At 64.7% G+C, this 24,841-nt stretch carries 27 protein-coding genes and 1 tRNA gene; 14 read left to right on the plus strand and 14 right to left on the minus strand.

Features of this window, described 5'->3' with window-relative positions:
* The 4 genes from CH290_RS30715 to CH290_RS14055 all read left to right on the plus strand — a co-directional run.
* On the plus strand, positions 1–146 hold a 146-nt coding region (locus CH290_RS30715; protein ID WP_094620605.1), incomplete at its 5' end, for a methylmalonate-semialdehyde dehydrogenase.
* A gap of 156 nt (positions 147–302) precedes the next feature.
* The gene (locus tag CH290_RS14045; RefSeq protein ID WP_019667407.1) at positions 303–1,460 is read left to right on the plus strand and encodes an iron-containing alcohol dehydrogenase; all 1,158 of its coding nucleotides are present in this window, start codon (positions 303–305) and stop codon (positions 1,458–1,460) included.
* A gap of 114 nt (positions 1,461–1,574) precedes the next feature.
* Positions 1,575–2,177, plus strand: a complete 603-nt coding sequence (locus CH290_RS14050) for a superoxide dismutase (RefSeq protein ID WP_033190626.1) — start codon at positions 1,575–1,577, stop codon at positions 2,175–2,177.
* Between the two features lie 54 nt (positions 2,178–2,231).
* A complete protein-coding gene (locus tag CH290_RS14055) occupies positions 2,232–3,167 on the plus strand; it encodes an NAD(P)/FAD-dependent oxidoreductase (protein ID WP_033190486.1) in 936 nt (311 codons plus the stop codon).
* Here the strand turns inward: CH290_RS14055 and CH290_RS14060 are convergent.
* From CH290_RS14060 to CH290_RS14085, 6 genes are all read right to left on the minus strand, one after another.
* Positions 3,164–3,955, minus strand: coding sequence for an MHYT domain-containing protein (locus CH290_RS14060; protein ID WP_033190485.1), 792 nt, complete (start codon positions 3,953–3,955; stop codon positions 3,164–3,166). The genes CH290_RS14055 and CH290_RS14060 overlap by 4 nt on opposite strands.
* Before the next feature lie 10 nt (positions 3,956–3,965).
* On the minus strand, positions 3,966–4,550 hold the full coding sequence (locus tag CH290_RS14065) for a GTP-binding protein (RefSeq protein ID WP_019667411.1): 585 nt from the start codon (positions 4,548–4,550) through the stop codon (positions 3,966–3,968).
* Positions 4,531–4,908, minus strand: coding sequence for a DUF742 domain-containing protein (locus CH290_RS14070; protein WP_051127756.1), 378 nt, complete (start codon positions 4,906–4,908; stop codon positions 4,531–4,533). Before CH290_RS14070 ends, CH290_RS14065 begins: the two co-directional genes overlap by 20 nt.
* Positions 4,909–5,028: 120 nt before the next feature.
* A complete protein-coding gene (locus CH290_RS14075; protein ID WP_019667414.1) occupies positions 5,029–5,442 on the minus strand; it encodes a roadblock/LC7 domain-containing protein in 414 nt (137 codons plus the stop codon).
* On the minus strand, positions 5,439–8,132 hold the full coding sequence (locus tag CH290_RS14080) for an ATP-binding protein (protein WP_230621113.1): 2,694 nt from the start codon (positions 8,130–8,132) through the stop codon (positions 5,439–5,441). The genes CH290_RS14075 and CH290_RS14080 overlap by 4 nt, the downstream gene beginning before the upstream one ends.
* A gap of 267 nt (positions 8,133–8,399) precedes the next feature.
* Entirely contained in the window at positions 8,400–9,263 is an 864-nt protein-coding gene (locus tag CH290_RS14085; protein ID WP_033190483.1) for a LysR family transcriptional regulator ArgP, read from the minus strand.
* Between the two features lie 69 nt (positions 9,264–9,332).
* Between CH290_RS14085 and CH290_RS14090 the strand changes: the two genes are divergently transcribed.
* The 3 genes from CH290_RS14090 to CH290_RS14100 are packed head-to-tail and all read left to right on the plus strand — an operon-like array spanning position 9,333 to position 10,846.
* Positions 9,333–9,956: a LysE/ArgO family amino acid transporter gene (locus CH290_RS14090; protein ID WP_020111578.1), complete on the plus strand. Its 624-nt coding sequence runs from the start codon at positions 9,333–9,335 to the stop codon at positions 9,954–9,956.
* A gap of 30 nt (positions 9,957–9,986) precedes the next feature.
* Positions 9,987–10,436, plus strand: a complete 450-nt coding sequence (locus CH290_RS14095) for a MarR family winged helix-turn-helix transcriptional regulator (RefSeq protein WP_020111579.1) — start codon at positions 9,987–9,989, stop codon at positions 10,434–10,436.
* Complete coding sequence (locus CH290_RS14100) at positions 10,433–10,846, plus strand: DUF5313 family protein (protein ID WP_019667419.1); 414 nt, start codon at positions 10,433–10,435, stop codon at positions 10,844–10,846. Before CH290_RS14095 ends, CH290_RS14100 begins: the two co-directional genes overlap by 4 nt.
* Here CH290_RS14100 and CH290_RS14105 read toward each other — a convergent pair.
* On the minus strand, positions 10,812–11,471 hold the full coding sequence (locus CH290_RS14105; protein WP_019667420.1) for a TetR/AcrR family transcriptional regulator: 660 nt from the start codon (positions 11,469–11,471) through the stop codon (positions 10,812–10,814). The genes CH290_RS14100 and CH290_RS14105 overlap by 35 nt on opposite strands.
* Positions 11,472–11,537: 66 nt before the next feature.
* On the opposite strand from CH290_RS14105, the gene CH290_RS14110 reads away from it, so the two are divergent.
* Complete coding sequence (locus CH290_RS14110; protein WP_020111580.1) at positions 11,538–12,155, plus strand: TetR/AcrR family transcriptional regulator; 618 nt, start codon at positions 11,538–11,540, stop codon at positions 12,153–12,155.
* Positions 12,156–12,269: 114 nt separating this feature from the next.
* Here the strand turns inward: CH290_RS14110 and CH290_RS14115 are convergent.
* From CH290_RS14115 to CH290_RS14125, 3 genes are all read right to left on the minus strand, one after another.
* Positions 12,270–12,344: transfer RNA gene (locus tag CH290_RS14115), tRNA-Val, on the minus strand.
* A 119-nt stretch (positions 12,345–12,463) separates the two neighbouring features.
* On the minus strand, positions 12,464–12,928 hold the full coding sequence (locus CH290_RS14120; protein ID WP_019667426.1) for a peroxiredoxin: 465 nt from the start codon (positions 12,926–12,928) through the stop codon (positions 12,464–12,466).
* 28 nt (positions 12,929–12,956) lie between these two features.
* Entirely contained in the window at positions 12,957–13,379 is a 423-nt protein-coding gene (locus tag CH290_RS14125; protein WP_026348189.1) for a DUF3052 domain-containing protein, read from the minus strand.
* A gap of 267 nt (positions 13,380–13,646) precedes the next feature.
* On the opposite strand from CH290_RS14125, the gene aceE reads away from it, so the two are divergent.
* From aceE to CH290_RS14155, 6 genes are all read left to right on the plus strand, one after another.
* Positions 13,647–16,469, plus strand: a complete 2,823-nt coding sequence (gene aceE, locus CH290_RS14130; RefSeq protein ID WP_230621123.1) for a pyruvate dehydrogenase (acetyl-transferring), homodimeric type — start codon at positions 13,647–13,649, stop codon at positions 16,467–16,469.
* A 167-nt stretch (positions 16,470–16,636) separates the two neighbouring features.
* Positions 16,637–17,923, plus strand: a complete 1,287-nt coding sequence (locus tag CH290_RS14135) for a PucR family transcriptional regulator (protein ID WP_371828068.1) — start codon at positions 16,637–16,639, stop codon at positions 17,921–17,923.
* 128 nt (positions 17,924–18,051) lie between these two features.
* Positions 18,052–18,960: an ACP S-malonyltransferase gene (locus CH290_RS14140; RefSeq protein ID WP_033190482.1), complete on the plus strand. Its 909-nt coding sequence runs from the start codon at positions 18,052–18,054 to the stop codon at positions 18,958–18,960.
* Positions 18,961–19,104: 144 nt separating this feature from the next.
* On the plus strand, positions 19,105–19,407 hold the full coding sequence (gene acpM, locus CH290_RS14145) for a meromycolate extension acyl carrier protein AcpM (RefSeq protein WP_019667431.1): 303 nt from the start codon (positions 19,105–19,107) through the stop codon (positions 19,405–19,407).
* An 8-nt stretch (positions 19,408–19,415) separates the two neighbouring features.
* Complete coding sequence (locus CH290_RS14150) at positions 19,416–20,666, plus strand: KasA/KasB family beta-ketoacyl-ACP synthase (protein WP_026348190.1); 1,251 nt, start codon at positions 19,416–19,418, stop codon at positions 20,664–20,666.
* A 102-nt stretch (positions 20,667–20,768) separates the two neighbouring features.
* Entirely contained in the window at positions 20,769–22,202 is a 1,434-nt protein-coding gene (locus tag CH290_RS14155) for an acyl-CoA carboxylase subunit beta (protein WP_020111583.1), read from the plus strand.
* A 71-nt stretch (positions 22,203–22,273) separates the two neighbouring features.
* Here the strand turns inward: CH290_RS14155 and CH290_RS14160 are convergent, their stop codons facing one another.
* From CH290_RS14160 to CH290_RS14175, 4 genes are all read right to left on the minus strand, one after another.
* Positions 22,274–22,702, minus strand: a complete 429-nt coding sequence (locus CH290_RS14160; protein ID WP_019667434.1) for a cold-shock protein — start codon at positions 22,700–22,702, stop codon at positions 22,274–22,276.
* 106 nt (positions 22,703–22,808) lie between these two features.
* Positions 22,809–23,321 carry a DUF3145 domain-containing protein gene (locus CH290_RS14165; protein ID WP_019667435.1) on the minus strand — a complete coding sequence of 171 codons (513 nt, stop codon included), beginning with the start codon at positions 23,319–23,321 and terminating at the stop codon, positions 22,809–22,811.
* Positions 23,322–23,462: 141 nt separating this feature from the next.
* On the minus strand, positions 23,463–24,275 hold the full coding sequence (locus CH290_RS14170) for a serine hydrolase domain-containing protein (protein WP_019667436.1): 813 nt from the start codon (positions 24,273–24,275) through the stop codon (positions 23,463–23,465).
* Positions 24,276–24,318: 43 nt separating this feature from the next.
* Positions 24,319–24,672, minus strand: a complete 354-nt coding sequence (locus CH290_RS14175) for a hemophore-related protein (RefSeq protein ID WP_019667437.1) — start codon at positions 24,670–24,672, stop codon at positions 24,319–24,321.
* Positions 24,673–24,841 lie beyond the last annotated feature (169 nt).

A 24,841-nucleotide genomic window follows, 5' to 3' on the forward strand; every position in this document is an offset into this window, starting at 1 on the left:
GCGGCTGGAAAAACTCGCTGTTCGGCGACACCCACGCCCACGGCACCGAAGGAATCCACTTCTTCACCCGCGGCAAAGCCGTCACCTCCCGCTGGCTCGACCCCAGCCACGGCGGCATCAACCTCGGATTCCCCGAAAACAACTAGACCCCACGTGAGTGGAAATGTAGGCCAGGGCTCAGGAGCGGAGCCCGCGAAGCGACCAGAGAGCACCTACATTTCCACTCACGACGGGGGTCAGGCCGCGTCGGTGGCCGATAGTGTGCAGGTAAGTGCGCTGACGTATCTACAAAGGAGTAGTACATGGTTGCCAACATCTCGTTCCCGCGTTTTCTCAAGCTCGGGCCAGGAGCAGTGGAGAGCCTCGGTGACGTGCTGACCGACTTGAACGTGCATCGGCCCCTGCTCGTCACCGATGCGTTCATGGTGAGCAACGGCTCCGCGGAACGGCTTCTGAAGATCATTGCCGGAGCAGGCAAAGAGGGTGCACTGTTCTCCGGCACGGTCCCGGACCCCACCACCGAGTCCTTGCACGCGGGCTTGGACGCAGCGGCAGCTCACGACGCAGATGCTGTCATCGGGTTCGGCGGTGGCAGCCCGATGGACACGGCCAAAGCCCTCGCGGTGCTGTCGAAGCAGGGCGGCGAGATGCGCGATTACAAGGCGCCACGCCAGTACACCGGGCCTGCGTTACCCATCATCGCGATCCCGACGACCGCCGGAAGCGGTTCGGAGGCAACGCAGTTCACGATCATCACGGACGTCACGTCGGACGAGAAGATGTTGTGTCCCGGCCTGTCGTTTCTTCCCATAGCGTCGATCGTGGATTCCGAGTTGACTGCATCCATGCCGCCCCGCTTGACGGCGGACACCGGCGTCGACGCGTTGACCCACGCGATCGAGGCCTATGTGAGCAAGAAAGCCAACCCGATCTCCGACGGACTCGCTTTGTCCGCGATGCGGACCATCGGCCGGTTTCTGTTGCGCGCGTATCGGGATGGCTCCGACACCGAAGCGCGCGAGGCAATGATGCATGCGTCGACTCAGGCGGGTATGGCGTTCTCCAACGCCAGTGTCTGTCTGGTTCACGGTATGAGCCGACCGATCGGAGCGCACTTCCATGTCGCACACGGCCTGTCGAACGCGATGTTGCTCCCCGCCGTCACTGCGTTCTCCATCCCCGGGGCTCGCGACCGGTACGCCGAGTGCGCTCGCCAGCTCGGGGCGGCCGAACGCACGGATTCCGACGACATCGCGTCCGCGCGGCTGATCGAGTTCATCGACACTCTGTGCGCCGACGTGGAGGTTCCACGCCCGAGCACCTACGGTATCGACGAAGCCAAGTGGGACAGTCTGATTCCGCTCATGGCGGAGCAGGCATTGGCGTCGGGATCGCCGGGCAACAACCCCGTCGTGCCGACGGCCGACGAGATCGCAGATCTGTATCGCACCGTGTTCTGACCGCTCACGTCCACAGCCCACGCGCACAACCAGTACGGCGCTGGGCTTGACCTCGAGTGCGGTCGAGGTTCGAGGATGGTCATGTACCGATCGAACAGACCCGAAAGCGAGATCATGACCACCGACAAGTACGTACTACCCGAACTGTCGTACGACTACGCTGCCCTCGAACCGCACCTCAGCGGCGAGATCATGGAGCTTCATCATTCGAAGCACCATGCGGCCTACGTCGCGGGCGCGAACACCGCACTCGAACAGCTTGCGGCTGCACGTGAATCCGACGATCATTCACGGATCTTCCTGCACGAGAAGAATCTTGCGTTCCATCTGGGCGGGCATCGCAATCACAGTCAGTTCTGGACCAACATCTCCCCGGATGGTGGTGACAAGCCGGTCGGCGAACTCGCAGCCGCCATCGACGATCAGTTCGGGTCGTTCGACAAGTTCCGTGCACAGTTCACCGCTGCGGCGAACGGACTTCAGGGTTCCGGCTGGGCTGTTCTCGGCTGGGACGAACTGGGGCGGAGACTGCTCACTTTCCAACTCTACGACCAGCAGGCAAACGTCCCTGTCGGGATCACTCCCCTACTGCTGTTGGACATGTGGGAGCACGCGTTCTATCTCCAGTACAAGAACGTCAAGGCGGATTACGTCACGGCGTTCTGGAACCTGGTCGACTGGGCGGACGTCGCACGTCGTGGACCGTGGAACGACTAGTGTCTCGCGTATGAGGATTTCGGGACGGCGCTCGGTGTCGACGACGAGCCGATCGTGAGCACCGGGCGAACTCCGGTCACCATCGTCGGCGCGGGAATGGCCGGCGCCGCATGCGCGGTCGCGCTCAGGGACGGCGGCGTCGAGTGTCGTCTCGTCGATCGCGGCCGTGCGGTGGGCGGGCGGATGGCGTCTCCGCAACTGCACGGTCGCCGTGTGGACATCGGCGCGGGCTATTTCACCGTCCGCGACGACGGTTTCGCCGAGCTGGTCGAGGCGTGGGAAGCAGCCGGTCTGGCCAGGCCGTGGACCGACACGTTCGGAGTACTGGCTCCCGACGCTGACACCACCACCACCACAGGTCCGACGAGGTGGGCAACTCCGGGCGGGCTGCGTTCACTGGTCAGGGACGTGTTGGGCGCCGCCGGCCCGGGCGAGATCAAGGCCGAATCCACCGAGCTCACCACACTTCCCGACGGCATCGTCGTGTTGGCGATGCCGGATCCGCAGGCATCGAGACTCGCCGACGTGCCGGACCCGGTGAGCTACGACGCGGCTCTCACCCTGGTCGCCGGGTTCGAGAACATGCCGTTGCCGTTCGAGAAAGCAGCGTTCGTCAATGCGCATCCCGTGATCGAGTTCCTCGCCGACGACGGAGCGCGGCGGGGCGACTCGGCGCCGGTACTCGTCGCACACACCACTGCGGAATTTGCCCGTGCGCATCTGAGTGACCCGGACTCGGCGGTGGCGCAGACTGTGGCGGCGGTTCGATCTGTGACCGGGCTGCCGGCACCGTCGTGGACGCACGTTCATCGGTGGACCTTCGCGAAGCCGGCGCAGGCACACGACTCGACTTTCGGTTCGGTCGATCTCGCGAACGGAACCGTGTACTTCGCGGGCGATCAGTGGAGTCCGTCGGGGCCGCCTCGTGTCGAGAGTGCGTGGAGGTCGGGTACGGACGCGGGCCGCGCGATCTGCGCCAGGTTGTCCTAGCTCACGCGAGAGGCTGCATGCGGCTGGTCGAGCTGCATCGATTCGATGTCGTCGTCTTCGTCGTCGGTGAGGGTGAACAGCGCAGCGATCGGTGCCGCGAGCGCCAGGAGTCCGATGACGAAGACCGGGAACAGGAATCCGAACACTTCGAGCCCCGCGGGTACAGGTGCGTCCGGGTCGACGGTGACGCGCATGGCGGCCATTCCGGTGTAGTGCATTCCGACGACGGCGACGCCCATGACGAGACCTGCGGCCAACAACAACATCGGTTTCTGCAGGACCAGGGTGAACCACAGGGACAATGTGCCTGCGACGACGGCGATGGCCACGGAGACAGCAACGAGAGTCATGTCGTAGGACACCGCGCCCTGGATACGGACCGCGTTCATTCCGGTGTAATGCATGACGTTGACGGCGATTCCCATCACGACGCCACCGACGAGGAGCGTCCAGATGTTGACCTTGCGGCCGATGATGAGCAGTCCGACGAGGGTCGCTCCGATCGCCAGCAACGCCGAGACGACGGTCCACAGAAGGTCGTACCGTGCGACGCTGCCGGTCACGGTGAATCCGAGCATGGCGATGAAATGCATCAACCAGATACCGATGCCCCCGATCGAGACCGCCGCCATCGCCAACCATCCGAATCGAGCACGTGGTGACGAGACGACCGCGGATTGCCTGGTGCAGGCGAGGCCGACGACACAGCCCACGACGGACACCCCGTAGGCGAGGAACACGAGCCAGATGCCCATCGAGAAATGCTGCATCTCGTGTGAATGATCCATGGTGCTGCTCCTAGGTTGCCGAGTGCACGCGGTCGAGGGCGTACTCGGTGAGGGTGATGAGGGCGCCGCGTACGGAATCCGCGCGTCGCGCATCGACTTTGACTATCGGCACGAACGGGGCGATCGCGAGCGCTTCGCGGATGTCGTCGATCTCGAAACGCTGCGCACCGTCGAACTCGTTGACGGCGACGACGAAGGGAAGTCCACGAGCTTCGAAGTAGTCGATCGCCGCGAAGCAGTCGTCGAGACGACGCGTGTCGATGAGGACGATCGAACCGATGGCTCCGCGAACCAGGTCGTCCCACATGAACCAGAATCGCCGCTGGCCCGGAGTACCGAACAGGTAGAGCACCAGGTCGTCGGAGAGTGTGATTCTACCGAAGTCCATGGCAACGGTCGTGGTCGATTTACTGCCCGCGGAGTCCAGTTCGTCGATTCCTTCGGATTCGTCGGTGATCATCGCTTCGGTTCGGAGCGGCACGATCTCCGACACCGCGCCGACGAGTGTCGTCTTGCCGACGCCGAATCCACCTGCGACGACGATCTTCGTCGAAGCCGCTGTCCGACCTCTCGTGTCAGAGTGCGCGTAGTCCACGAAGTGTCCTTCCGATGAGTTCGCGGCGCTCGGCCGCGGTGGCGTCGTCGTCGAGAGTCGCCGACACACGCAATGTTCCAGATTCGACGAGGTCGCCGACGAGTACGCGGGCGACACCGAGGGGCAGGCTCAGGCGCGCGGAGATCTCGGCCACGGACGGGCTCTCCGTGCACAGCGCGACGATTTTCGATCTCATGTCGCTGGGCGGCCACATACTCGTCACGACCGGGGAGACGGTGTGCACGGGAGCTTCGAGAGGAAGGTAGACCTCGGATCGGGTTCGGCCCGCGGTGAGGGTGTACGGCCTCACCAGATTGGGAGTTGGTGCCGCGGCGTCGAACTCGTCCGAATCGTCCACGTTCACAGGAGCTTCGGGTGCAGACTCGTCGGTCGACTCGGATGCGCCCGATCGATCGGGTGAGGCGACCTCGACCAGCGCGTCGTCTACTTCAGGTATTTCCGACGGTGCCACCGTGCATCACCGATCTCGTATCCGCGCGGCCGGCTGCACCATACTGCCCACACGATCGACCAGCACGGCCATCTCGTAACCGACTTGGCCGATGTCGCACGATGCCGCCGTCAGTGCGGCTAGGTGCGATCCATCGCCGACGCTCATCAGCAGCAGATACCCGTTCTCCATCTCGACGATGGATTGGAGTACCGGACCACCGTCGAACAGTCGCGCTGCGCCGGAGGACAGGCTCGCCAGCCCGGACGTCACCGCGGCCAGCTGCTCGGCGCGTTCGCGAGGAAGTTGTTCGCTGGTGGCCATCAGCAACCCGTCCGCCGAGACCAGGACGGAGTGCGCGACTCCGACGATGTCGCGTGCGAAGTTCGACACGAGCCAGTCCAGGGACCGATCGGGGGTCGACGCGATGGGGTGGTTCATTCGCCTTCTTCCGTTCTGTGTCGGCCGGTGACGTCTTCGGCGCGCCCGGTGCGGACACCGGTGAAGTGACTGGTGAGTTTCTCGCGTACGGCGTCGGGTGACCGTGTGCGCGACGACGTCGGCGCGTCGTTACGGCTGTGCGTCGGGGTTCGTCCGGTGTCCACGGCGCCCGGGACCAGGCGGGCACCTGGCTTACGCAGCGGCAGCCCTGAGTCCGTTCTGGTGCGTGCGCGTGCGTCGTCGGCGTTCTCGGCGGCGGCCCAGCCTGCGTCCGCCGGTGACGACCAGGTGCGCGAACGGCCTTGTCCGGTAGCAGGGTCGACGAGCCACTCGGAGACCATTCGCTGGTAGATCGGCATCGCCTGGGTCGGCGGTGCCAGCGGATCCGGCGGTGGTGGGGTCGCATCCTCGGTACCCTGTGCGGTGTCGTTCTTCGCCGCGAGTGCCGCCGGGCGGGCGCCGAAGAACGACGAAGTGTCCGAGGTCCTTCTGACGGCTGCCATGTCGCCGGACGGGGCCGATTCTGCTCTGCCGGACGACAGGGCGATGTGTTCGTCGACGCCGCTCGCGCCTGGACGACGCCGGGGCAGCGATGCGGAGGTGACGTCCTTCGTGTCGGACCGACCGTTCCGCGTCTGGGCGACGTATCCGTTCTGCTCGGCAGGCGCCTGTGCGTCGGCACCTGGGGACGGCACTCCGGCCGTCGCGAGTCCGTCGAGCGCCATGAGCGACACCGGACCCGTGCGTTCCGTGGCGGTTTCGGCGTCCGTCGCGGTGTTCGGAGGCGCCCCGTTGCGCGGTGGCAGCGCAGATGCCGATCGACCGGCCGACAGATCCCTGCGGTTGGCGCGGACGTTCTCGGCCGTCGGGAATGCCGTCACGACGAGTGACACGGGGATGTGAACGCTGACAGTCACTCCCGACGCTCCTCCCTGCACCTGTGTCGCGCGTAGTCGTACCGTCACTCCGTGGAGCTGGGCGAGACGTCCGACCACGAACAGGCCCATTCGACGCGCAGTTTCGGGCGTGACTTCACCGCCGGCGGAGAGCCGTTCGTTGGTTTCGTCGATGTCCGCTGCAGGCATTCCCAGCCCGCGGTCGGCGACTTCGAGCAGGATTCCGCCTTCGACGGCGCGCGCGGCGGTGACGGCGACGGCACTGTCGGGCGGTGAGTAGCGCAGCGCGTTGTCGATCAACTCGGCGACAAGGTGCACGATGTCGGCTGCTGCTGCCGCGGTCAGTGCGGCTTCCGGCACATCGAGCATGAGCACGCGGCGGTAGTCCTCGACCTCCGACACGGCCGCGCTCATCACTGCGTCGAGTGCGACGGGGCGGTCACCCTGTGCTCGGCGCGACGGGGTGCCTGCCAGCACCATGAGGTTGGCACCGTTTCGGCGCATCCGGGTGGCCAGGTGGTCGAGGCGGAAGAGACTGTCGAGGCGGCGCGGATCGTCCTCGTCGCGTTCCAGCTCTTCGATCAAGGCCAGTTGCTGATCGACGAGCGATCGGCTTCGGCGAGAGAGCGTTTCGAACATGTTGCCGACCTGCACTCGAAGTCGCGCCTGTTCGCCGGCGAGCTGCAGCGCTTCCTCGTGGATGGCGTCGACTGCGCGGGCAAGCTGGCCGATCTCCTCCTGTGTGTGGACGGGAATCGGCACGATCTCCGGGGTGTGTCCACCGGATCTGATCCTTTCGATCTCAGCCGGGAGCGCGCGTCGAGCGACACCGAGAGCGCCCAACCGGAGCCTGCGGATGGGGCGGACGAGAGAGCGGGCGACGATCAGCGCGAGCACGAGCGCGGTGAGGACCGAGCCGAGTACGAGGGCAGTGTCGCGCAGCGCCACCGATCGACTCTCGGTGGCCTCGGATGTCAGTGTCTCGACGAGGCGGCCTGCGTAGCGGTCCGCGATGGAGGTGTAGATGTCGGTGGACTGTCCGGCCGAGAGGAACGGATTGGTGGGCCCACCGCTTGCCGCCGCGGAGTACATTCCGAGCCTGGTGTCGAATTGTGCCTGCAGCGCTTGCACTTCGGCGGACTCCGGACCGAGCACGGTCGAGAGTGCCGCGATGTCGGCGGCCTCACTGCCCGCGGCCCGGTTGACCTCGTCGAGAATCGTGACGTCGGGGGTGGAGACGAGTAGCTGCTGGGTCTGCGCGGCGCGACGGCCGGACATGGCGTCGACGATCGTGGACGTGAGGGTTCGAGGCTCGGCGCTCTCGACGGACAGGCCGTCGGCGATCAGCTCTGCGATCGATTCGGTGACGGCCGATGCGACACCGACGCGCTCGACGGGGGCTACCGGGCCTTGCCGCAGCCTGTCGCTCAGTTGCTCCGCGCCGGAGACGGCGCTCTCGAAGTCGACGAGGGCGCCTGCCTCGGGGCCTCCGCCATCCTGGTCACCGCTGGTTCCGAGTGCGTCGCGCACGGCGGTGAGACCGGATTGCGCTTCCTCGCCCGAGCCCGGCACACCGCTCAGCGTAAGATCTCCGACGGCCCGGTCGAGGGCGAGGAGTGGCGCCACGATTCGTGAATTGTCTGCAGCGGCAGACAGATCGGCTGCGGCGGACAGTTCGGTCTGGATGCGCAGGGCTCCGAAACCCATTGCGAGGATCAACGGCAGCGCGACGACGGCCGCGACCTTGGCCCGAACGGGCCATGCCGAGAGCGACCACGTGCGCTCGGTGGGCACCGTGTTCGGTGGTTCGGTTCCTATTTCGACCACTAGCCGGACTCGCTTCGACTTGCCCAGGGGCGGGCGGGGACAAGGGCGGGCTGACAGCTCCCGTGAACAACACAGACCCGTCCGTGCAGGCTGTGAATAACAACAAACCGCACGGACTTATTCTGTCCGGAGAACATATACCAAGATCCTGTTTCAGGAAAGATTTACGACTTGATGACTTTTTGAGCGTTCTTTGCTGATGAACACGCCTCCTCCCGCGTCCAGTCCGGGCGGTCAGTCCAGCGAACTTGCCGCCGCGACGGCGATCACCGACGCCAACTCGGCCAAAGCGGCCGTTTTCAACGTCCACTGCTGCCAGTAGAGCGTGACGTCGACGCCGGTGCCCGGCGCGAGGTCGACGACGTCCACTCCTGTGCGCATTCTGTCGATCTGCTGTCGGGGCAGGACGGCCCAGCCCATTCCGAGCCTCACCGCTTCGGCGAAGTCGGCCGACGACGGCACGAAGTGCGTGGGACCTGCACGCCTCGTCACACCCCACTGTTCGAGATATCGGTGTTGTAGATCATCGGAGCGGTCGAACACGATCATCGGAGCACGGGACAATGCGTCGCCCGACGGTCCGTCGCGAAACCATGTGTCCCGGAACTCCGGCGAGCACATCGGCCGATACTTCATCACCCCGAGTCGGGTCACGGAGCACCCCTTGACGGCATCCGCCGACGTGGTGACCGCCGCCACGACAACTCCCTGACGTAGCAATTCCGCGGAGTGGTCCTGGTCTTCTCTCTTGATGTCGAACTCCATGCGGTGCGACAGCTGTGCCACTGCAGGAAGAACCCAAGTGTTGAGCGAGTCACCGTTCACGGCAATCGGTACCGACGCGGGCGCGCCTGGAGTCAGCTCTGCGACGAGCGTTCCTATTTGCTGCGCCAGCCGCAGGTAGGGCATCCCCGCCTCGGTGATCCGGGCCGGCTTGGAGCGGTGAACCAGCACCGTCCCCACCGATGTCTCCAACGCTTTGATCCGTTGACTGACCGCCGAAGGAGTGATGTGCAATTGCGTGGCTGCGGAATCGAACGAGCCCTCGGAGACGACGGAGGCGAGAGCGTGAAGCTGCGACAGGTCGGGTTCGCGCATAAGTAATACTAATCATGGTGAAGATATATTCGCTGTACTTCAGATCTGACCGTTCTTAATCTTTGCTTCATGACGTGCGCACTCGGTCCTACCCTCGCGGGCCTGGCTTTCGGCCTGTCGCTCATCGTGGCCATCGGAGCTCAGAACGCGTTCGTTCTGAGGCAGGGGATCGCGCGGACGCACGTGCTTCCCGTCGTCGCGGTCTGCGCGGCGTCGGACATCGTCCTCATCGCGGCCGGCGTGGCCGGGGCAGGTTTCCTCGTCGACAACTCCCCCTCCTTGATGACGATCGCCTATTGGGGCGGCGCTGCGTTCCTTCTCGGATACGGCGCATTGTCGATGCGTCGCGCTCTGCGCCCGTCCGCCATGTCCGCGGATCGTGCGTCGCAACCGGCCAGGATCGGCACCGTCCTCGCTACAGCGGTGGCGCTGACCTGGCTGAATCCGCACGTGTACCTGGATACGGTGGTCCTCCTCGGATCAGTGGCGGCAACGTACGACACCGCGCGAATCTGGTTCGGAATCGGTGCGTGTACCGCCAGCGTCCTGTGGTTCACCGCGCTCGGATACGGTGCCCGCCTTCTGCAACCGGCATTTGCGAAACCGATGGCCTGGCGGGTCCTCGACGGCGCGATCGCAGCGTTCATGGTCGCTCTGGGCTCGACGTTGGCAGTACAAGCAGTAAATAGTTAGTGCACTAACCATTCGTGTACTATCAAAAGCGTGTCCGACGACGATCCACTCGCTCTCGACAGGCAGGTCTGTTTCGCACTGGCGGTTGCCAACCGAGCCGTTCTCGCCGTCTACCGGCCCCTCCTGGAGCCGATGGGGCTCACTCATCCTCAGTACTTGGTCATGCTGGCGCTCTGGGAGTCCTCGCCGCGGTCGGTGAAAGAAATCGCAGCGGCATTGCAACTGGACTCCCCCACCCTGTCCCCGTTGCTCAAACGGCTGGAGGCAGCCGGTCTCCTCGTTCGAACCCGCAGCCGTAGCGACGAGCGTCAGCTCGCCGTCGAGTTGACCGCAGACGGTGCCGAACTGAGGACGCAGGCGGAGAACATTCCCCCTGCCGTCGTCGAACGACTCGGAGTGGAGATCACCGAACTCGAAGAACTTCGCACGGTGCTCGGGCGCATCAACCGAGCCGCTATCGATGCAGGGGCGCTGCAATGAGCACGACACCACGAACACGACCGAACTTTCTGCAGTGGCTCGGCTACGTGGCCGGGCGCAGGCTTCCGATGTCCATGCAGGATTGGGTCCGCAACGACCTGATCGGGCGAGGGGCCGTTCCGAGACACCTTCTCCGATCCATGATTCCGTTCCTCCCGATCTTCATCGGGTTCTTCGTGCTGTTTCCCGGCGCACTGTGGTTGCGCGGAGCGATGGTGTTGCTGAGCGTGCTGCTCGCACTCTTCTACACCGTGGCGTTCATGGAGCTCAACCGCGCCCGCCGGCTCGAATTACACGGTCTCCCATCGAATCTCCAGAGCGATCGCAAGACGGCGGCACTCGAGGACGAGCGCGTTCGATACGAGCGCCTGCACCTCAGGAATCGTCAGCCGCCCCCGCGCCGACGATGATGCGTTGGCCGACCGTCACCACGGCACGGCTCAAACTCTTGGATGCGTGCTTGCTCAACGGACCTTCGTCCATGCGGAGGGCGTGCACGATCATCAGCAGTTCGATGAGCGTGCGAGTGGACAGGGTATGCGTGGCATGCTGACTCGCGGCAGCGCGCCGGCTCAGTGGTGTGGGGCTGGGCGGCAGGTACTCGAACGCGCGTTGCACGTGAGCTTCCTCGAACTCACGTCGTAGCACCGACGCCTCAGCCGTGGCACCGGGCAGATGGTAGTGCAGCAGGCGTGACTCGTCGGGATGCGACTCGACCCATTTCCACACGGCGAGGATCACGGCCTCGAGCGACGGATCGTCGTCGCCTTCCTGGGCACGAACCTGGGCTACGACAGCGTCGACCATGTCGAGCACCTGCCGCATGGCCAGCTCGAACAGCTCGTCCTTACCCGCGAAGTGGTAGTAGACGGCCGATGGAACGACGTCTGCTTCGAGCGCGACGTCCTGAATACTCGCGTCCGAGAAGCTCTTTGCTGCGAAGACTTTGATTGCCGCCGACACGATCTCGTGCCGCCTCGATGGTCTGTGCGGTGATTTCTTGCCCATGCCGACGCCCGCCCCCTTCTCGCTCACCTGGAAGTCTCACCTCTCGTTCGCCGAAGCACTAGTGTTGCATGACCCCGTTACAGAGGAGATCGAATGTCGGCAACAGTCAAGCGGCCCGCTCACCGTCCGTCGCGGCGGGGCGTCATAGTCTCCACCGCTTTCGAACTGTTCGCCGCTCGACCCGCTGATTCGATCACTGTCGCCGACATCGCGGCCGCCGCCGACATGACATCTGCGGCCATCTACTACCACTACCCCTCCCGTGAGGAGATTCTTCTCGAGGGTCTGCGGGAGTTCGCCGCCGACTACGTGAACGAAGTGGAACGCATTGCAACGGAGGTCGTTGTTCCCGAGCGGCAAATGGGAGCACTCGTCGCGCCGTTCGTGAAGTGGCTCGGCGACAACCGAACAGCCGCAACGGTGTATTTCGTCGCCTCCCGCGGCGCGAGCCAGCAAGTGGAGGCGATTCGGCGCGAGAACGCGCTGGTTCTGATTCCCGTCCTGGCGGCAGCCGCGAAGAAGGTCAGAGGGAAGGTGCCGGCTGCGGAAGCCGGAGTCATCGCGGTGGCGACGATCTCCGAGATCGAGATTTTCGCGTCGGCGTTCCTGTCCGACGACCGATCCTTCACGACCCTGGGGCGCCGCCGTTTCATCGAAGAGGGTGCGCGTCTGGCGGACCGCATTGCCGGAACAACGAAGCCGACGGACTGAGGTTCTGCACACAGCACTACTCAGGGCGGTAGGCCTGTAAAGCATTATGCGGCAGATCGATTGACTGCCGACTAGCGCGAGACCGGTCGTCGAACCCAGACGATCGACGAAATGTGGTGGGCGCAGAGGGGTTCGAACCCCCGACCGCTGGTGTGTAAAACCAGAGCTCTACCGCTGAGCTATACGCCCGGATCCCGATGACCGAGGCCACCGGAACACGGAGAAAAACTTATCCTGTCCGCCGGGAATCTACAATTCCGCAGGTCAGCCCACGTGAGTGGAAATGTAGGCCATCGCCTAGTTTCCACTCACGTACGGACTGTGCTGAGAGCTGTTTCCCAAGCGGTCTGGTCACGCGCTTCGCCGGGCTCTTTCATCTCGGCGAAACGAATGATGCCGTCGGTGTCGATGACGAAGGTTCCGCGGTTGGCGAAGCCTGCTTTGTCGTTGAACACCCCGTAGGCCTGTGCGACCGAACCGTGTGGCCAGAAGTCGGACAGCAGGGGAAATGTGTACCCCTGTTCTGCTGCCCAGATCTTGTGCGTCGGCGGTGGACCGACCGAGATGGCAAGGATCGCGGTGTCGTCGTTCTCGAACTTGGGTAGTTCGTCGCGAACCTTGCACAGCTCGCCCTGGCACGTGCCGGTGAAGGCGAGTGGATAGAACACGAGCAGTACGTTCTTGTCGCCTCGGTACGAGGACAACGTCACGTCCTGATTGTTCTGATCCTTGAGGGTGAAGTCCGGCGCCTCCGCGCCCACCTCGAGTGGCATGGAATCAAACTTCCTTGTCGACGGATCGTTAGCGCTTGACCGCGCGAGTCTTCGGCTGCACCAACCTGCTGCCGATCCAGTCACCGAGGTTGGCGGCCGACGTCTGAGTCAGTCCCGCCGTGGGGGCGGACTCGGCGATCTCGCTGGGCTCGACGTGGCCGGGAAGGCCGGTCTTGGGGCTGAGGACCCAGACGAATCCGTCGTCCGACAACGGACCGATGGCGTCCATCAGTGCATCGACCAGATCACCGTCGCCGTCGCGCCACCACAGCAGCACCACGTCGATGACTTCGTCGGAGTCCTCGTCGAGGGTTTCACCGCCGATGGTGTCCTCTACGTCGGCCCGCAGATCGTCGTCTGTGTCCTCGTCCCAGCCCAGCTCCTGAACGACCAAGTCGCGGGTGATTCCAAGTTTCTGAGCGTAGTTCTGAGCGTCCGCCGCGGCGACCACGGTGGTGACCTCCTTGCATAGTGGGTGAAGTAGTGCAAGCGAACAGTGTTTCTCCCGTTCGCGCAAGCTGACCGCGCCGAAATTGCGTACATAAATTTCTACTGGTGGGTATTGGGACTCCGTACTACGTCGGTGAAACATATGTAGGAGGATTGAGCGGAGTCACCGAGAAACCGAGAAGTAGCTCGCCGTCACAGAGCGCGAGTTGCATGGACCGGCCGCCGCACCGAGCGACCGCCACATGGAGGAGTACACACGTTGTCCGAGTTGAACCAGGACGATCGGCAGAACACACAATCTGCAGGCAAGACGAGCGGGCCCACCGGCTCGGAGGGTCGGGTACGCGTCATCCGTGAGGGTGTCGCCTCGTATCTGCCCGATATCGACAACGACGAGACCAACGAATGGATCGAATCGTTCGACGGCCTCCTCGAGCGGTCGGGTCCGAACCGCGCGCGCTACCTGATGCTGCGTCTGCTCGAGCGCGCAGGAGAACGACGTGTTGCGCTGCCGTCCCTGACTTCGACCGATTACGTCAACACCATCCCGACCGAGAACGAGCCGTGGTTCCCCGGTGACGAAGAGGTCGAGCGCCGCTATCGCGCGTGGATCCGCTGGAACGCCGCGATCATGGTGCACCGCGCTCAGCGGCCAGGAGTCGGCGTCGGCGGACACATCTCGACCTACGCGTCCTCGGCCGCTCTGTACGAGGTCGGTTTCAACCACTTCTTCCGCGGCAAGGACCACCCGGGCGGCGGCGACCACATCTTCATCCAGGGCCACGCCTCCCCCGGCATCTACGCCCGCGCGTTCCTCGAGGGTCGTATCCCGGCCGAGCGGATGGACGGATTCCGTCAGGAAGCCAGCCACGAGACGCAGGGTGGCGGACTGCCGTCCTACCCGCATCCGCGTTTGATGCAGGATTTCTGGGAGTTCCCGACGGTGTCGATGGGCCTCGGTCCGATGAACGCCATCTACCAGGCGCGTTTCAATCACTACCTGAACGACCGCGGCATCAAGGACACCTCGGACCAGCACGTCTGGGCGTTCCTGGGCGACGGCGAGATGGACGAGCCGGAATCGCGCGGCCTCGCACACGTCGCCGCGACCGAGGGCTTGGACAACCTCACGTTCGTGGTCAACTGCAACCTGCAGCGCCTCGACGGCCCGGTCCGCGGTAACGGCAAGATCATCCAGGAACTGGAGTCGTTCTTCCGCGGCGCAGGCTGGAACGTCATCAAGGTCGTCTGGGGCCGCGAGTGGGATGCGCTGTTGCACGCCGATCGCGACGGCGCACTGGTCAACCTGATGAACACGACGCCGGACGGCGACTTCCAGACGTACAAGGCCAACGACGGCGGCTACGTGCGCGACCACTTCTTCGGCCGCGACCCGCGGACCAAGGAGCTCGTCAAGGATCTCTCCGACGGCGACATCTGGAACCTCAAGCGCGGCGGTCACGACTACCGCAAGGTCCACGCTGCGTACGCCGCTGCGATGGCACACAAGGGCCAGCCGACGGTCATCCTGGCGCACACCATCAAGGGCTACACGCTCGGCAAGCACTTCGAGGGTCGTAACGCCACGCACCAGATGAAGAAGCTGACGCTCGACGACCTCAAGACCTTCCGCGATCTGCAGCACATCCCGATCTCCGACGAGGAGCTCGAGAAGGATCCGTACATGCCGCCGTACTACCACCCCGGTGCGGATGCTCCCGAGATCCAGTACATGCTCGATCGTCGCAACAAGCTCGGCGGGTTCGTCCCGGAGCGTCGGGTCAGCCCCAAGCCGCTTCCGCAGCCGGGCGATGCCACCTACAAGACGCTGCTCAAGGGCTCCGGCAAGCAGGAAGTCGCCACCACGATGGCGCTCGTGCGCGTCATGAAGGAGCTGCTGCGCGACAAGGAGATCGGCCACCGGATCGTGCCGATCATCCCGGACGAGGCGCGCACGTTCGGTATGGACTCCTGGTTCCCGTCGCTGAAGATCTACAACCGCAACGGCCAGCTGTACACGTCGGTCGACTCGGAACTGATGCTCGCCTACAAGGAGAGCTCGGTCGGTCAGATCCTGCACGAGGGCATCAACGAGGCCGGCTCGACGTCGTCGTTCACGGCGGTCGGAACGTCCTACGCGACGCACGGCGAGGTCATGATCCCGCTGTACATCTTCTACTCGATGTTCGGCTTCCAGCGGACCGGTGACGGCCTGTGGGCAGCGGCGGACCAGATGGCCCGCGGCTTCGTCCTCGGCGCCACTGCGGGACGTACGACCCTCACCGGTGAGGGTCTGCAGCACGCGGACGGTCACTCGCTGCTGTTGGCGTCGACCAACCCGGCCGCGGTCGCCTACGATCCGGCGTTCTCCTTCGAGATCGCGCACATCGTCAAGGACGGTCTGCGACGGATGTACGGCGGCACCGAAGGTGTGGACGGCTTCGGCGGCGAGAACATCTTCTACTACATCACCCTGTACAACGAGCCGTACGTGCAGCCGGCCGAGCCGGAGAACCTCGACGTCGAGGGCCTCCTCAAGGGCATCTACCGGTTCGAGGCTCCGCAGGACGGCGACGGACCCGAGGCACAGCTCCTCGCGTCGGGCGTCGGTCTCGTGTCGGCCCGCAAGGCTCGTGAGCTTCTGCTCGACGAGTGGGGCGTCCGGTCGGCGGTCTGGTCGGTGACGTCGTGGGGCGAGCTCCGCCGCGACGGTGTCGAAGCCGAGCAGGAAGCACTTCGCAATCCCGGTGCGGACAAGCGCGTCCCGTTCGTGACGACGGCTCTGCAGAACGCTGCCGGACCGGTCGTCGCGGCGTCGGATTGGATGCGGGCCGTTCCGGATCAGATCCGCCAGTGGGTTCCGGGCGACTACGTCACCCTCGGAACCGACGGATTCGGATTCTCGGACACGCGTCCCGCGGCTCGACGGGTGTTCAACGTCGACGCCGAGTCGATCGTCGTCGCGACGTTGTCCGCTCTCGCGGCCTCGGGTGAGATCGACAAGTCCAAGGCTGTCGAGGCCGCGGAGAAGTACAAGATCGACGACGTGACGGCGGCTCCCACGTCGTTCGCGGACACCGGCTCGGCGTAACGACCGACTGGAGACCACCAGTGCGCCCGTCCATTCGTACCGCTTCCCCGCGGACGAGTGGACGGGCGTAGGTTTTTCCTGTGGTCGCAGACAGAACGCCGACCGGCGCCGGTGACACACCGCCCGGAGTCGGCGACAGAACGGCATCCGCCGCCGGGGAGGAATACATCACCGACAACGAGGTGCATCTGCCGGTGACGGCGTTGACGTCGGCCCGCCAGAAGCGCGACCCCCTTCCCGACGCATTGCTGCGGCGCGTCAAGCAGTTCTCGGGGCGGCTCTCCACCGAGGCCGTGACCGCGATGCAGGATCAGCTGCCGTTCTTCGGTGGTCTCGATGCCGCGCAGCGTGCGAGTGTGCAGTTGCTGATCCAGACGGCGGTGGACAACTTCCTGGAGTGGTTGAAGAACCCGCAGAGTGATATCCGCTTCAGCCTGGACGCGTTTCAGGTGATCCCGCAGGATCTGGCCCGACGGTTGACGCTTCGCCAGACGGTGGACATGGTGCGGGTCGCGATGGAGTTCTTCGAGCAGTGGCTTCCTGCGTTGGCTCGAAACGATCAGCAGCTCGTTGCACTGACCGAGGCTGTCCTGCGGTACGGACGCGAGCTCGGTTTCGCTGCGGCGTCGGTGTATGCGAGTGCCGCCGAGTCCCGAGGCGCATGGGACACCCGCCTGGAAGCTCTCGTCGTCGACGCTGTGGTGCGAGGTGACACGGGTTCGGACATGCTCTCGCGTGCCGCAACGCTCAACTGGGACGCGACAGCGCCGGCGACGGTTCTCGTCGGTACACCGCCGGACGATCAGGGGGTGTCGGTCGTCGGCACCGTTCACGCCGTCGCACAGAAGCACGGTCGAGCGGCGCTCGCGGTAGTTCAGGGCACTCGGTTGGTGATGGTGGTCAGTGGGCAGCTCGTGGACGATTCTGCGAGCGCGGCGTTTCTGGCGGACATGTTGGAGAATTTCTCCGACGGCCCGGTCGTCATCGGGCCCACGACGAGGACTCTGGGCGCCGCGCATTCCAGCGCGGTGGAGGCGTTCGCGGGTATGCAGGCCGTTGCGGGGTGGCGCGGTGCGCCCCGTCCGGTGCACGCGGGCGAGCTTCTGCCGGAGCGCGCACTGTTGGGTGACTCGGCTGCGATCAGCGCTCTGAACGACCTGATCGTGCACCCGCTGTCGAGCGCGGGCCCCGGCCTTGCCGACACGTTGGACGCTTACCTCGACAGCGGGGGCGCTGTCGAGACTTGTGCACGTTTGCTGTTTGTTCATCCAAATACGGTGCGGTATCGCTTGAAGAAAATCACAGAGGTCACGGGCCGCGACCCCACGACTCCGAGGGATGCGTACGTGCTTCGAGTTGCGGCAACGGTGGGCAGACTGACTCAAACGCATCACGAACCGCACTATCCAGCCCCACAAATCCCACACGTCACATTCGGGGAAATCGTCACGTAACGCGAATGCGGACCGTGGCGATGTCGCGACTCCGGCCGAGCATTTGTTGGGACCCTACAAATTGGGCGGTAAGAGTTCATCGAGAGCGACATCTCCCAAACGGGTAGTCACGGTGTTCTCTTAACGATGTGATTGCGTTGCTTGCGCCCGGCCAGGGCTCCCAGACACCCGGCATGCTTCTGCCATGGCTCGAACTACCCGGAGCCGCCGACCGCGTGGCCCTGTGGTCCAAGGCGTCCGGACTCGACCTGGCACGGCTCGGTACCACCGCGACGGCCGAGGAAATCACCGACACGTCGGTGACCCAGCCCCTCGTCGTCGCGGCGGCTCTCCTCGCGTTCGAGGAGATCGCCGGCCAGGACCTGCTGCCGCAGAACGCGCTCATCGCCGGACACTCCGTGGGTGAGCTTGCCGCTGCCGCCGTCGCCGGCGTCATCTCCGCCGACGAAGCCGTCACCCTCGCTGCCGTGCGCGGGTCCGAGATGGCCAAGGCGTGCGCTCTGGAGCCGACGGGCATGTCCGCTGTGCTCGGCGGAGACGAGGCCGCTGTGCTCGCTCGGCTGGAGGAGCTGGGACTCGAACCCGCCAACATCAATGCTGCCGGGCAGATCGTTGCAGCCGGGTTGCACAGCGCGCTCGAGGAACTGGCCGCCAACCCGCCGGAGAAGGCACGGGTCCGCTCGCTCCCCGTGGCCGGTGCTTTCCACACTCGCTTCATGGCGCCCGCGCAGGAAGCAGTCGCCGCTGCTGCCGCCGCGATCACCCCGTCCGACCCTGTCCGCACCCTGCTGTCGAATTCCGACGGCAAGGCGGTCACCAACGGTGCGGACGCACTCACCAAACTCGCAGCGCAGGTCACCAAGCCTGTGCGGTGGGACCTCTGCACCGCGACGATGCGTGACGCCGCCGTCACGGCTGTGGCAGAGTTGCCGCCGGCCGGAACGCTCGTCGGTATCGCCAAGCGCGAACTGAAGGGCACACCGAACCTGGGCCTCAAGACACCCGAGGACATCGCCAAGCTGGCGGACCTGATCTGACCGCACCCGCGGCCGCCGATGACAGGCAGCCTCGCCGCGCACTCGCTCGATGAACGTACGAGTGCGCACCCATGACTTCGGTATGCCGATTCACGGCGTGCCGACCCGAAAAAGATAGACACCAACAAGAAGGGAGCCACTCAAGTGGCCAGCCAGGAAGACCTCATCGCCGGACTTGCAGAGATCATCGAGGAGGTCACGGGTATCGAGCCCTCCGAGGTGACCATCGACAAGTCCTTCGTGGACGACCTCGACATCGACTCCCTGTCCATGGTCGAGATCGCAGTGCAGACCGAGGACAAGTACGGCGTGAAGATCCCCGACGAGGACCTCGCCGGTCTTCGCACCGTCGGTGACGCAGTGTCGTACATCCAGAAGCTCGAAGCGGAGAACCCGGAAGCCGCAGAGGCAATCAAGGCCAAGCTCGACGACTCCGCGAGCGAGTGAGTCGGACCGTGACCAACCCATCCACCAACAACGGACGCTTCCCGAGTGTCGTCGTCACCAGCCTCGCTGCGACCACGTCCATCGCCGGTGATGTGGACGCAACGTGGAAGGGTCTACTGAACGGCGAGAGCGGAATCGGAGTGCTCGAAGACGATTTCGTCGCCGAGTACGACCTTCCCGTTCGAATCGGCGGACACCTCGCGGTGAACCCGGCGACGCTTCTGAGCCGAGTCGAGTGCCGCAGGCTGAGCTACGTGGAGCAGTTGTCCACGGTTCTCGGTCGCGAGGTGTGGAAGAACGCCGGCAGCCCCGAGGTCGATCCGCTCCGTCTCGGAGTGTCGATCGGCACCGGTCTGGGCGGCGGTGACTCCCTCATCGACGCGAACGACAAGATGAAGTCGGGCGGCTACCGCAAGGTGTCTCCTCTCGCGGTTCAGATGGTCATGCCGAACGGACCCGCAGCGGTCGTCGGCCTGGAGCTGAAGGCACAGGCAGGCGTCATCACGCCTGTGTCGGCATGCTCCTCCGGATCGGAAGCCATCGCGCATGCGTGGCGGATGATCGTCATGGGTGACGCCGACATGGTGGTCACCGGTGGCGTCGAGGGATACATCGACGCGGTGCCGATCGCGAGTTTCTCCATGATGCGAGCGATGAGCACCAACAACGACAACCCCAAGGGCGCGTCGCGACCGTTCGACAAGGATCGCGACGGATTCGTCTTCGGCGAGGCAGGCGCACTCATGGTCATCGAGACCGAGGAGCACGCCAAGGCTCGTGGGGCGACGATTCACGCCCGGCTGCTCGGCGCAGGCATCACTTCGGACGGTTTCCACCTCGTGGCACCCGACCCGGAGGGCAAGGGTGCTGCTCGTGCCATGCAGCGGGCAATCGAGAACGCTGGTCTGCAGAAGTCCGACATCAAGCATGTGAACGCGCACGCAACGGCAACACCTATCGGTGACACCGCCGAAGCGCTCGCGATCAACAAGGCAGTCGGTACCCATGCAGCGGTGTACGCGCCGAAGTCCGCTCTCGGACACTCGATCGGCGCTGTCGGCGCCCTCGAATCGGTGCTGACCGTTCTCTCGGTCCGCGAGGGAATCATTCCTCCCACGCTGAACCTGGATAACCAGGATCCGGAAATCGATCTCGACGTGGTCAAGGGCGAAGCCCGCAGCCTCGAAATCGATTACGCGATCAACAACTCGTTCGGATTCGGTGGGCACAACGTCGCGCTCGCCTTCGGTCGGGCCTGAACCGGCTCGACACCGTCGTAGCACCCGGGCGGGAGCGCACTCTCGCTCCCGTCCGGGGATCGCCCCTTCGATCGTGCGAGGGGCATGTAGAAGGAGAACGCGATGACCATCCTGTCCCCCGCCACTCGCTCAGGTCAGTCCACCGACCCCCGCGATCCCGTTACCCGCCTCGAGAAGTTGTTCGACGCCGGGACGATGACTCCTCTGCACGATCGTGACAAGTCCGGCCTTCTCGCCGCTGCAGGCGACATCGACGGCGTCCACACGATCGCCTATTGCTCCGACGCCACGGTCATGGGTGGCGCCATGGGTGTCGACGGTTGCGCACACATCGTCGACGCCATCGACGTCGCCATCGAACGCCGCGCACCGATCGTCGGAATCTGGCATTCCGGCGGTGCCCGCCTTGCCGAGGGCGTCGAAGCGCTGCACGCCGTCGGCCTCGTATTCGAGGCCATGGTCCGCGCTTCCGGCCTCGTCCCACAGATTTCCGTCGTTCTCGGTTTCGCAGCCGGTGGCGCCGCGTACGGTCCAGCGTTGACCGACGTCGTCATCATGGCTCCCGAGGGACGCGTGTTCGTCACCGGTCCCGACGTGGTTCGCAGCGTCACCGGCGAGCAGGTCGACATGGCGTCGCTCGGCGGCCCGGACACCCACTTCAAGAAGTCGGGCGTGTGCCATATCGTCGCCGACGACGAACTGGATGCGCTGACCCGCGCACGCCGGCTGGTATCGATGTTCAGCGAACAGGGCACCTTCGACATCGCGGCAGCCGAGCACGGTGACACCGATCTTCGCGCACTGCTGCCCGAGTCGAATCGTCGTGCCTACGACGTGCATCCGATCATCGACGAACTTCTGGACAACGTCGAGGGTGAGTCGACCTTCGAAGAATTTCAGGGCGGTTGGGCTCGCAGTATCGTCGTCGGTCTCGGTCGTCTCAGTGGACGTACCGTCGGCGTCATCGCCAACAACCCGATCCGGCTGGGTGGGTGCCTCAACTCCGAGAGCGCCGAGAAGGCAGCGCGTTTCGTTCGCCTGTGCGACGCCTTCGGCATCCCGCTCGTCGTCATCGTCGACGTTCCCGGCTATCTGCCGGGTGTGAGCATGGAATGGGAAGGCGTCGTACGCCGGGGAGCGAAGCTTCTCCACGCCTTCGCCGAAGCGAAGGTCGCTCGGGTGACGCTGGTGACCCGCAAGATCTACGGCGGGGCCTACATCGCCATGAACGCCCGAGCATTGGGTGCGACGGCGGTCTACGCGTGGCCCGGATCTGAGGTCGCGGTCATGGGCGCCAAGGCGGCCGTGGGCATTCTGCACAAGAAGGCGCTGGCCGCTGCACCCGACACCGAGCGTGATGCGCTGCACGACCGTTTGACGGTAGAACACGAGGCGATTGCCGGCGGTGTCGATCGAGCGGTGGCCATCGGTGTCGTGGACGAGGTCATCGATCCGGCGAAGACGCGCTCCATCGTCGCGAAGGCGTTGTCCTCGGCACCGGCACTTCGCGGAAATCACAAGAACATTCCGCTCTGATCAGGGGCGAACAGCACTGTGCCCCGGCGACTTCGGTCGCCGGGGCACAGACGTTCGTTCCACCGACTCGTTCAGCCCTCGAGCCACTTGTGCGACTGCGCGATTCGCATGACGACCTGCCGGACGTCGAGGATCTGTTCGGCAGTCAGTCCGCGGTTCGCACGCAACAGACCTTCGGTCAGTTCGGCCGAGAACTCCTGCAGCGACAGAACGTCGCACACGACGTCGTCGTACTCCGTCGTTTCCGCATTGGGGACGACCGCAGGAACCGCTGCACGAGTTACCGGCTTCGGCGAATCGATGATCTGAACCTGGGCGGCCTTGAGACCGCGGTCGCCTTCCTCGACGACGTACTCGACGCGCACGCCGGGCGCCAGCAGCCGCTTGTCGAAATCCAGATCGTTGACGTGGATGAACACATCCTCGCCGCCCTCGTCCGGAGCAACGAATCCGTAACCCTTGAATTCGTCGAATCGGATGACCTTACCGGTCGACAACATCCCAACCACCCTGTCTCACTACTCAGCCACACATACCAACCCACATGCCCACCTCGGACACGGTCGTCACGTTACCGGACGTGCGACGGCCGGTGCGGTGAGTCGGTCAGCCGGCGTTACGGCTCAGCCAGGTCACTTCGGCGCCTGCGCCGCCCGTTCGATAGGGCTCGAGGGCCTCGTCCCAGCTGCTGCCGAGGGCGTGTTCGATTTCGGCAGCGAGGTTGCCGGAATTGCCGTCGATCATCGACTTGAGCCTCATCTCGCCGAGGATGACGTCGCCGTTGGCGCTCGTCGTCCCACGCCACAGACCCAGGCCGGGAACGTGGGCGAATCGCTCACCGTCGACGCCGTCGCTCGGGTCCTCGGTCACCTCGAAGCGCAGCATCTGCCACGCACGGAGAATCCCTGCGAGTGAGGCGGCGGTACCGACCGGGCCGACCCAGTTGCTCGTCGCGCGCAGTTGTCCGTCCGAGGACGGCTGCGCGGACCACTTCAGGTTGGCCCTGCAGTTCAGGGCGTCGGACAGTGCCCATTCCACGTGCGGGCACAACGCGGCAGGCGACGAGTGGATGTACACAACACCCGACGTCGCATCCGCGAATTGGTTGGACTCGCGCATTAGAAACACCTCCAGCTTCGACGAGGGACGTCTTCCCCAACGACCTCGATCTGCTGCGATGTGTCTCGTACACGCGTGTGCATGTACCAGTGTGCCCCGAGTTACCCCTGTTGCGCCAGTGCACCGGCGTGTCGCGATGGACTAGCGGGGGTTGTTGTGCAGAATCTCGTCGGACAACTCCGGCCAGAGCGGCTTGGCCCACTCCCCGAACGCAAGGTCGGTGAGTACCACCGTTGCCAGACCTGCATCCGGGTCCACCCACAGGAACGTTCCGGACTGACCGAAGTGTCCGAACGTTCGCGGCGAGTTCGCAGCCCCGGTCCAGTGTGGAGTTTTGCCGTCCCGAAGCTCGAATCCGAGCCCCCAGTCGTTGGGCTTCTGGTTGCCGTATCCGGGCAGGATTCCCGGCAGCCCGTCGAACTGGATGGACGTTGCAGCCTGGAGAGTCTCCGCGGACACCAGCGTCGGCGTGAGGAGTTCGGAGGCGAAGACCTCCAGGTCCTGCACCGTTGACCGTGCGCCGTGTCCGGCCGATCCCGGGAGCGTCGAGTCGGTCATCCCGAGCGGTTGAAAGACGGCCTCGTCGAGGTAGTCCGTGAACGCGATCGACGTTTCAGCAGCAATGGTGTCCGCGAGGACCTCGAATCCCGCGCTGGAGTAGATCCGCTTCGTTCCCGGATCTGCCTGCACCTTCTGCTCGGCGAACGCCAGACCCGAGGTGTGCGCGAGCAGATGGCGAACCGTCGAGCCAGTGGGTCCGGCGGGCAGGTCGAGCGAAATGGCTTCTTCTTCGAGGGCGACCAACGCCGCGTACGCCACCAGGAGTTTCGTCACCGACGCCAACTCGTAGATCCGGTTCTGGTCGCCGTAGTGTTCTCGCGTCCCGGCCGTCGACACCACCGTCGCCGACGCATTGTCCACGGGCCATCCTGCGATCAAATCCAGACTGTGCACGTGGGCAACTCTAGTGTGCCCCCGGCTGGTCCCGAATTCGCTGTCAGTACTGCGTGCAGGTGTCGAACACAGTACGAACGAATCCGGAGCCCGGCCCGCCGAAGAAGGCGTTGACGCGATCGACCACGGCCGGCTGCGAAGACAGGAAGATCTGACGCTGCCACGGCGGCGCGGCAAGGAACGCGGCGAAGGACGACGAGAGGGGCGACGATGCGAGGGCCGCGCCTTCCTCCGGGCTCACGGCGTACGTCGCGGCGACGATCTGAGAGAACGAGCACGGCGAGTTGACGATGGTGTCGGAGGGGGCAGCACTGGCCACCGAACCGAACACCAGCGATCCTGCGGCGACGGCGCCCAGGACTGCTGTACCTCTGATCGTTGCTGTGCGAAAGTCCATGAAGATCCCCAGACGTGTAGTGCATGTGGTGGTCGACAGATCCGCCGACAGGGCAAACGATACCGCCCGGCCGGGTATCGCGTTCGGGTTAAGCTCGGCCGGGCGAGAGTGGAGCCAGCAGAAACGACCTGACAGAGGCGAGAGTGGAGCCTGCAGGCTGAGTGTTCTG

This window comes from Rhodococcus sp. 06-156-4, assembly GCF_002259345.1.
Taxonomy (GTDB): Bacteria; Actinomycetota; Actinomycetes; order Mycobacteriales; family Mycobacteriaceae; genus Rhodococcoides; species Rhodococcoides fascians_E.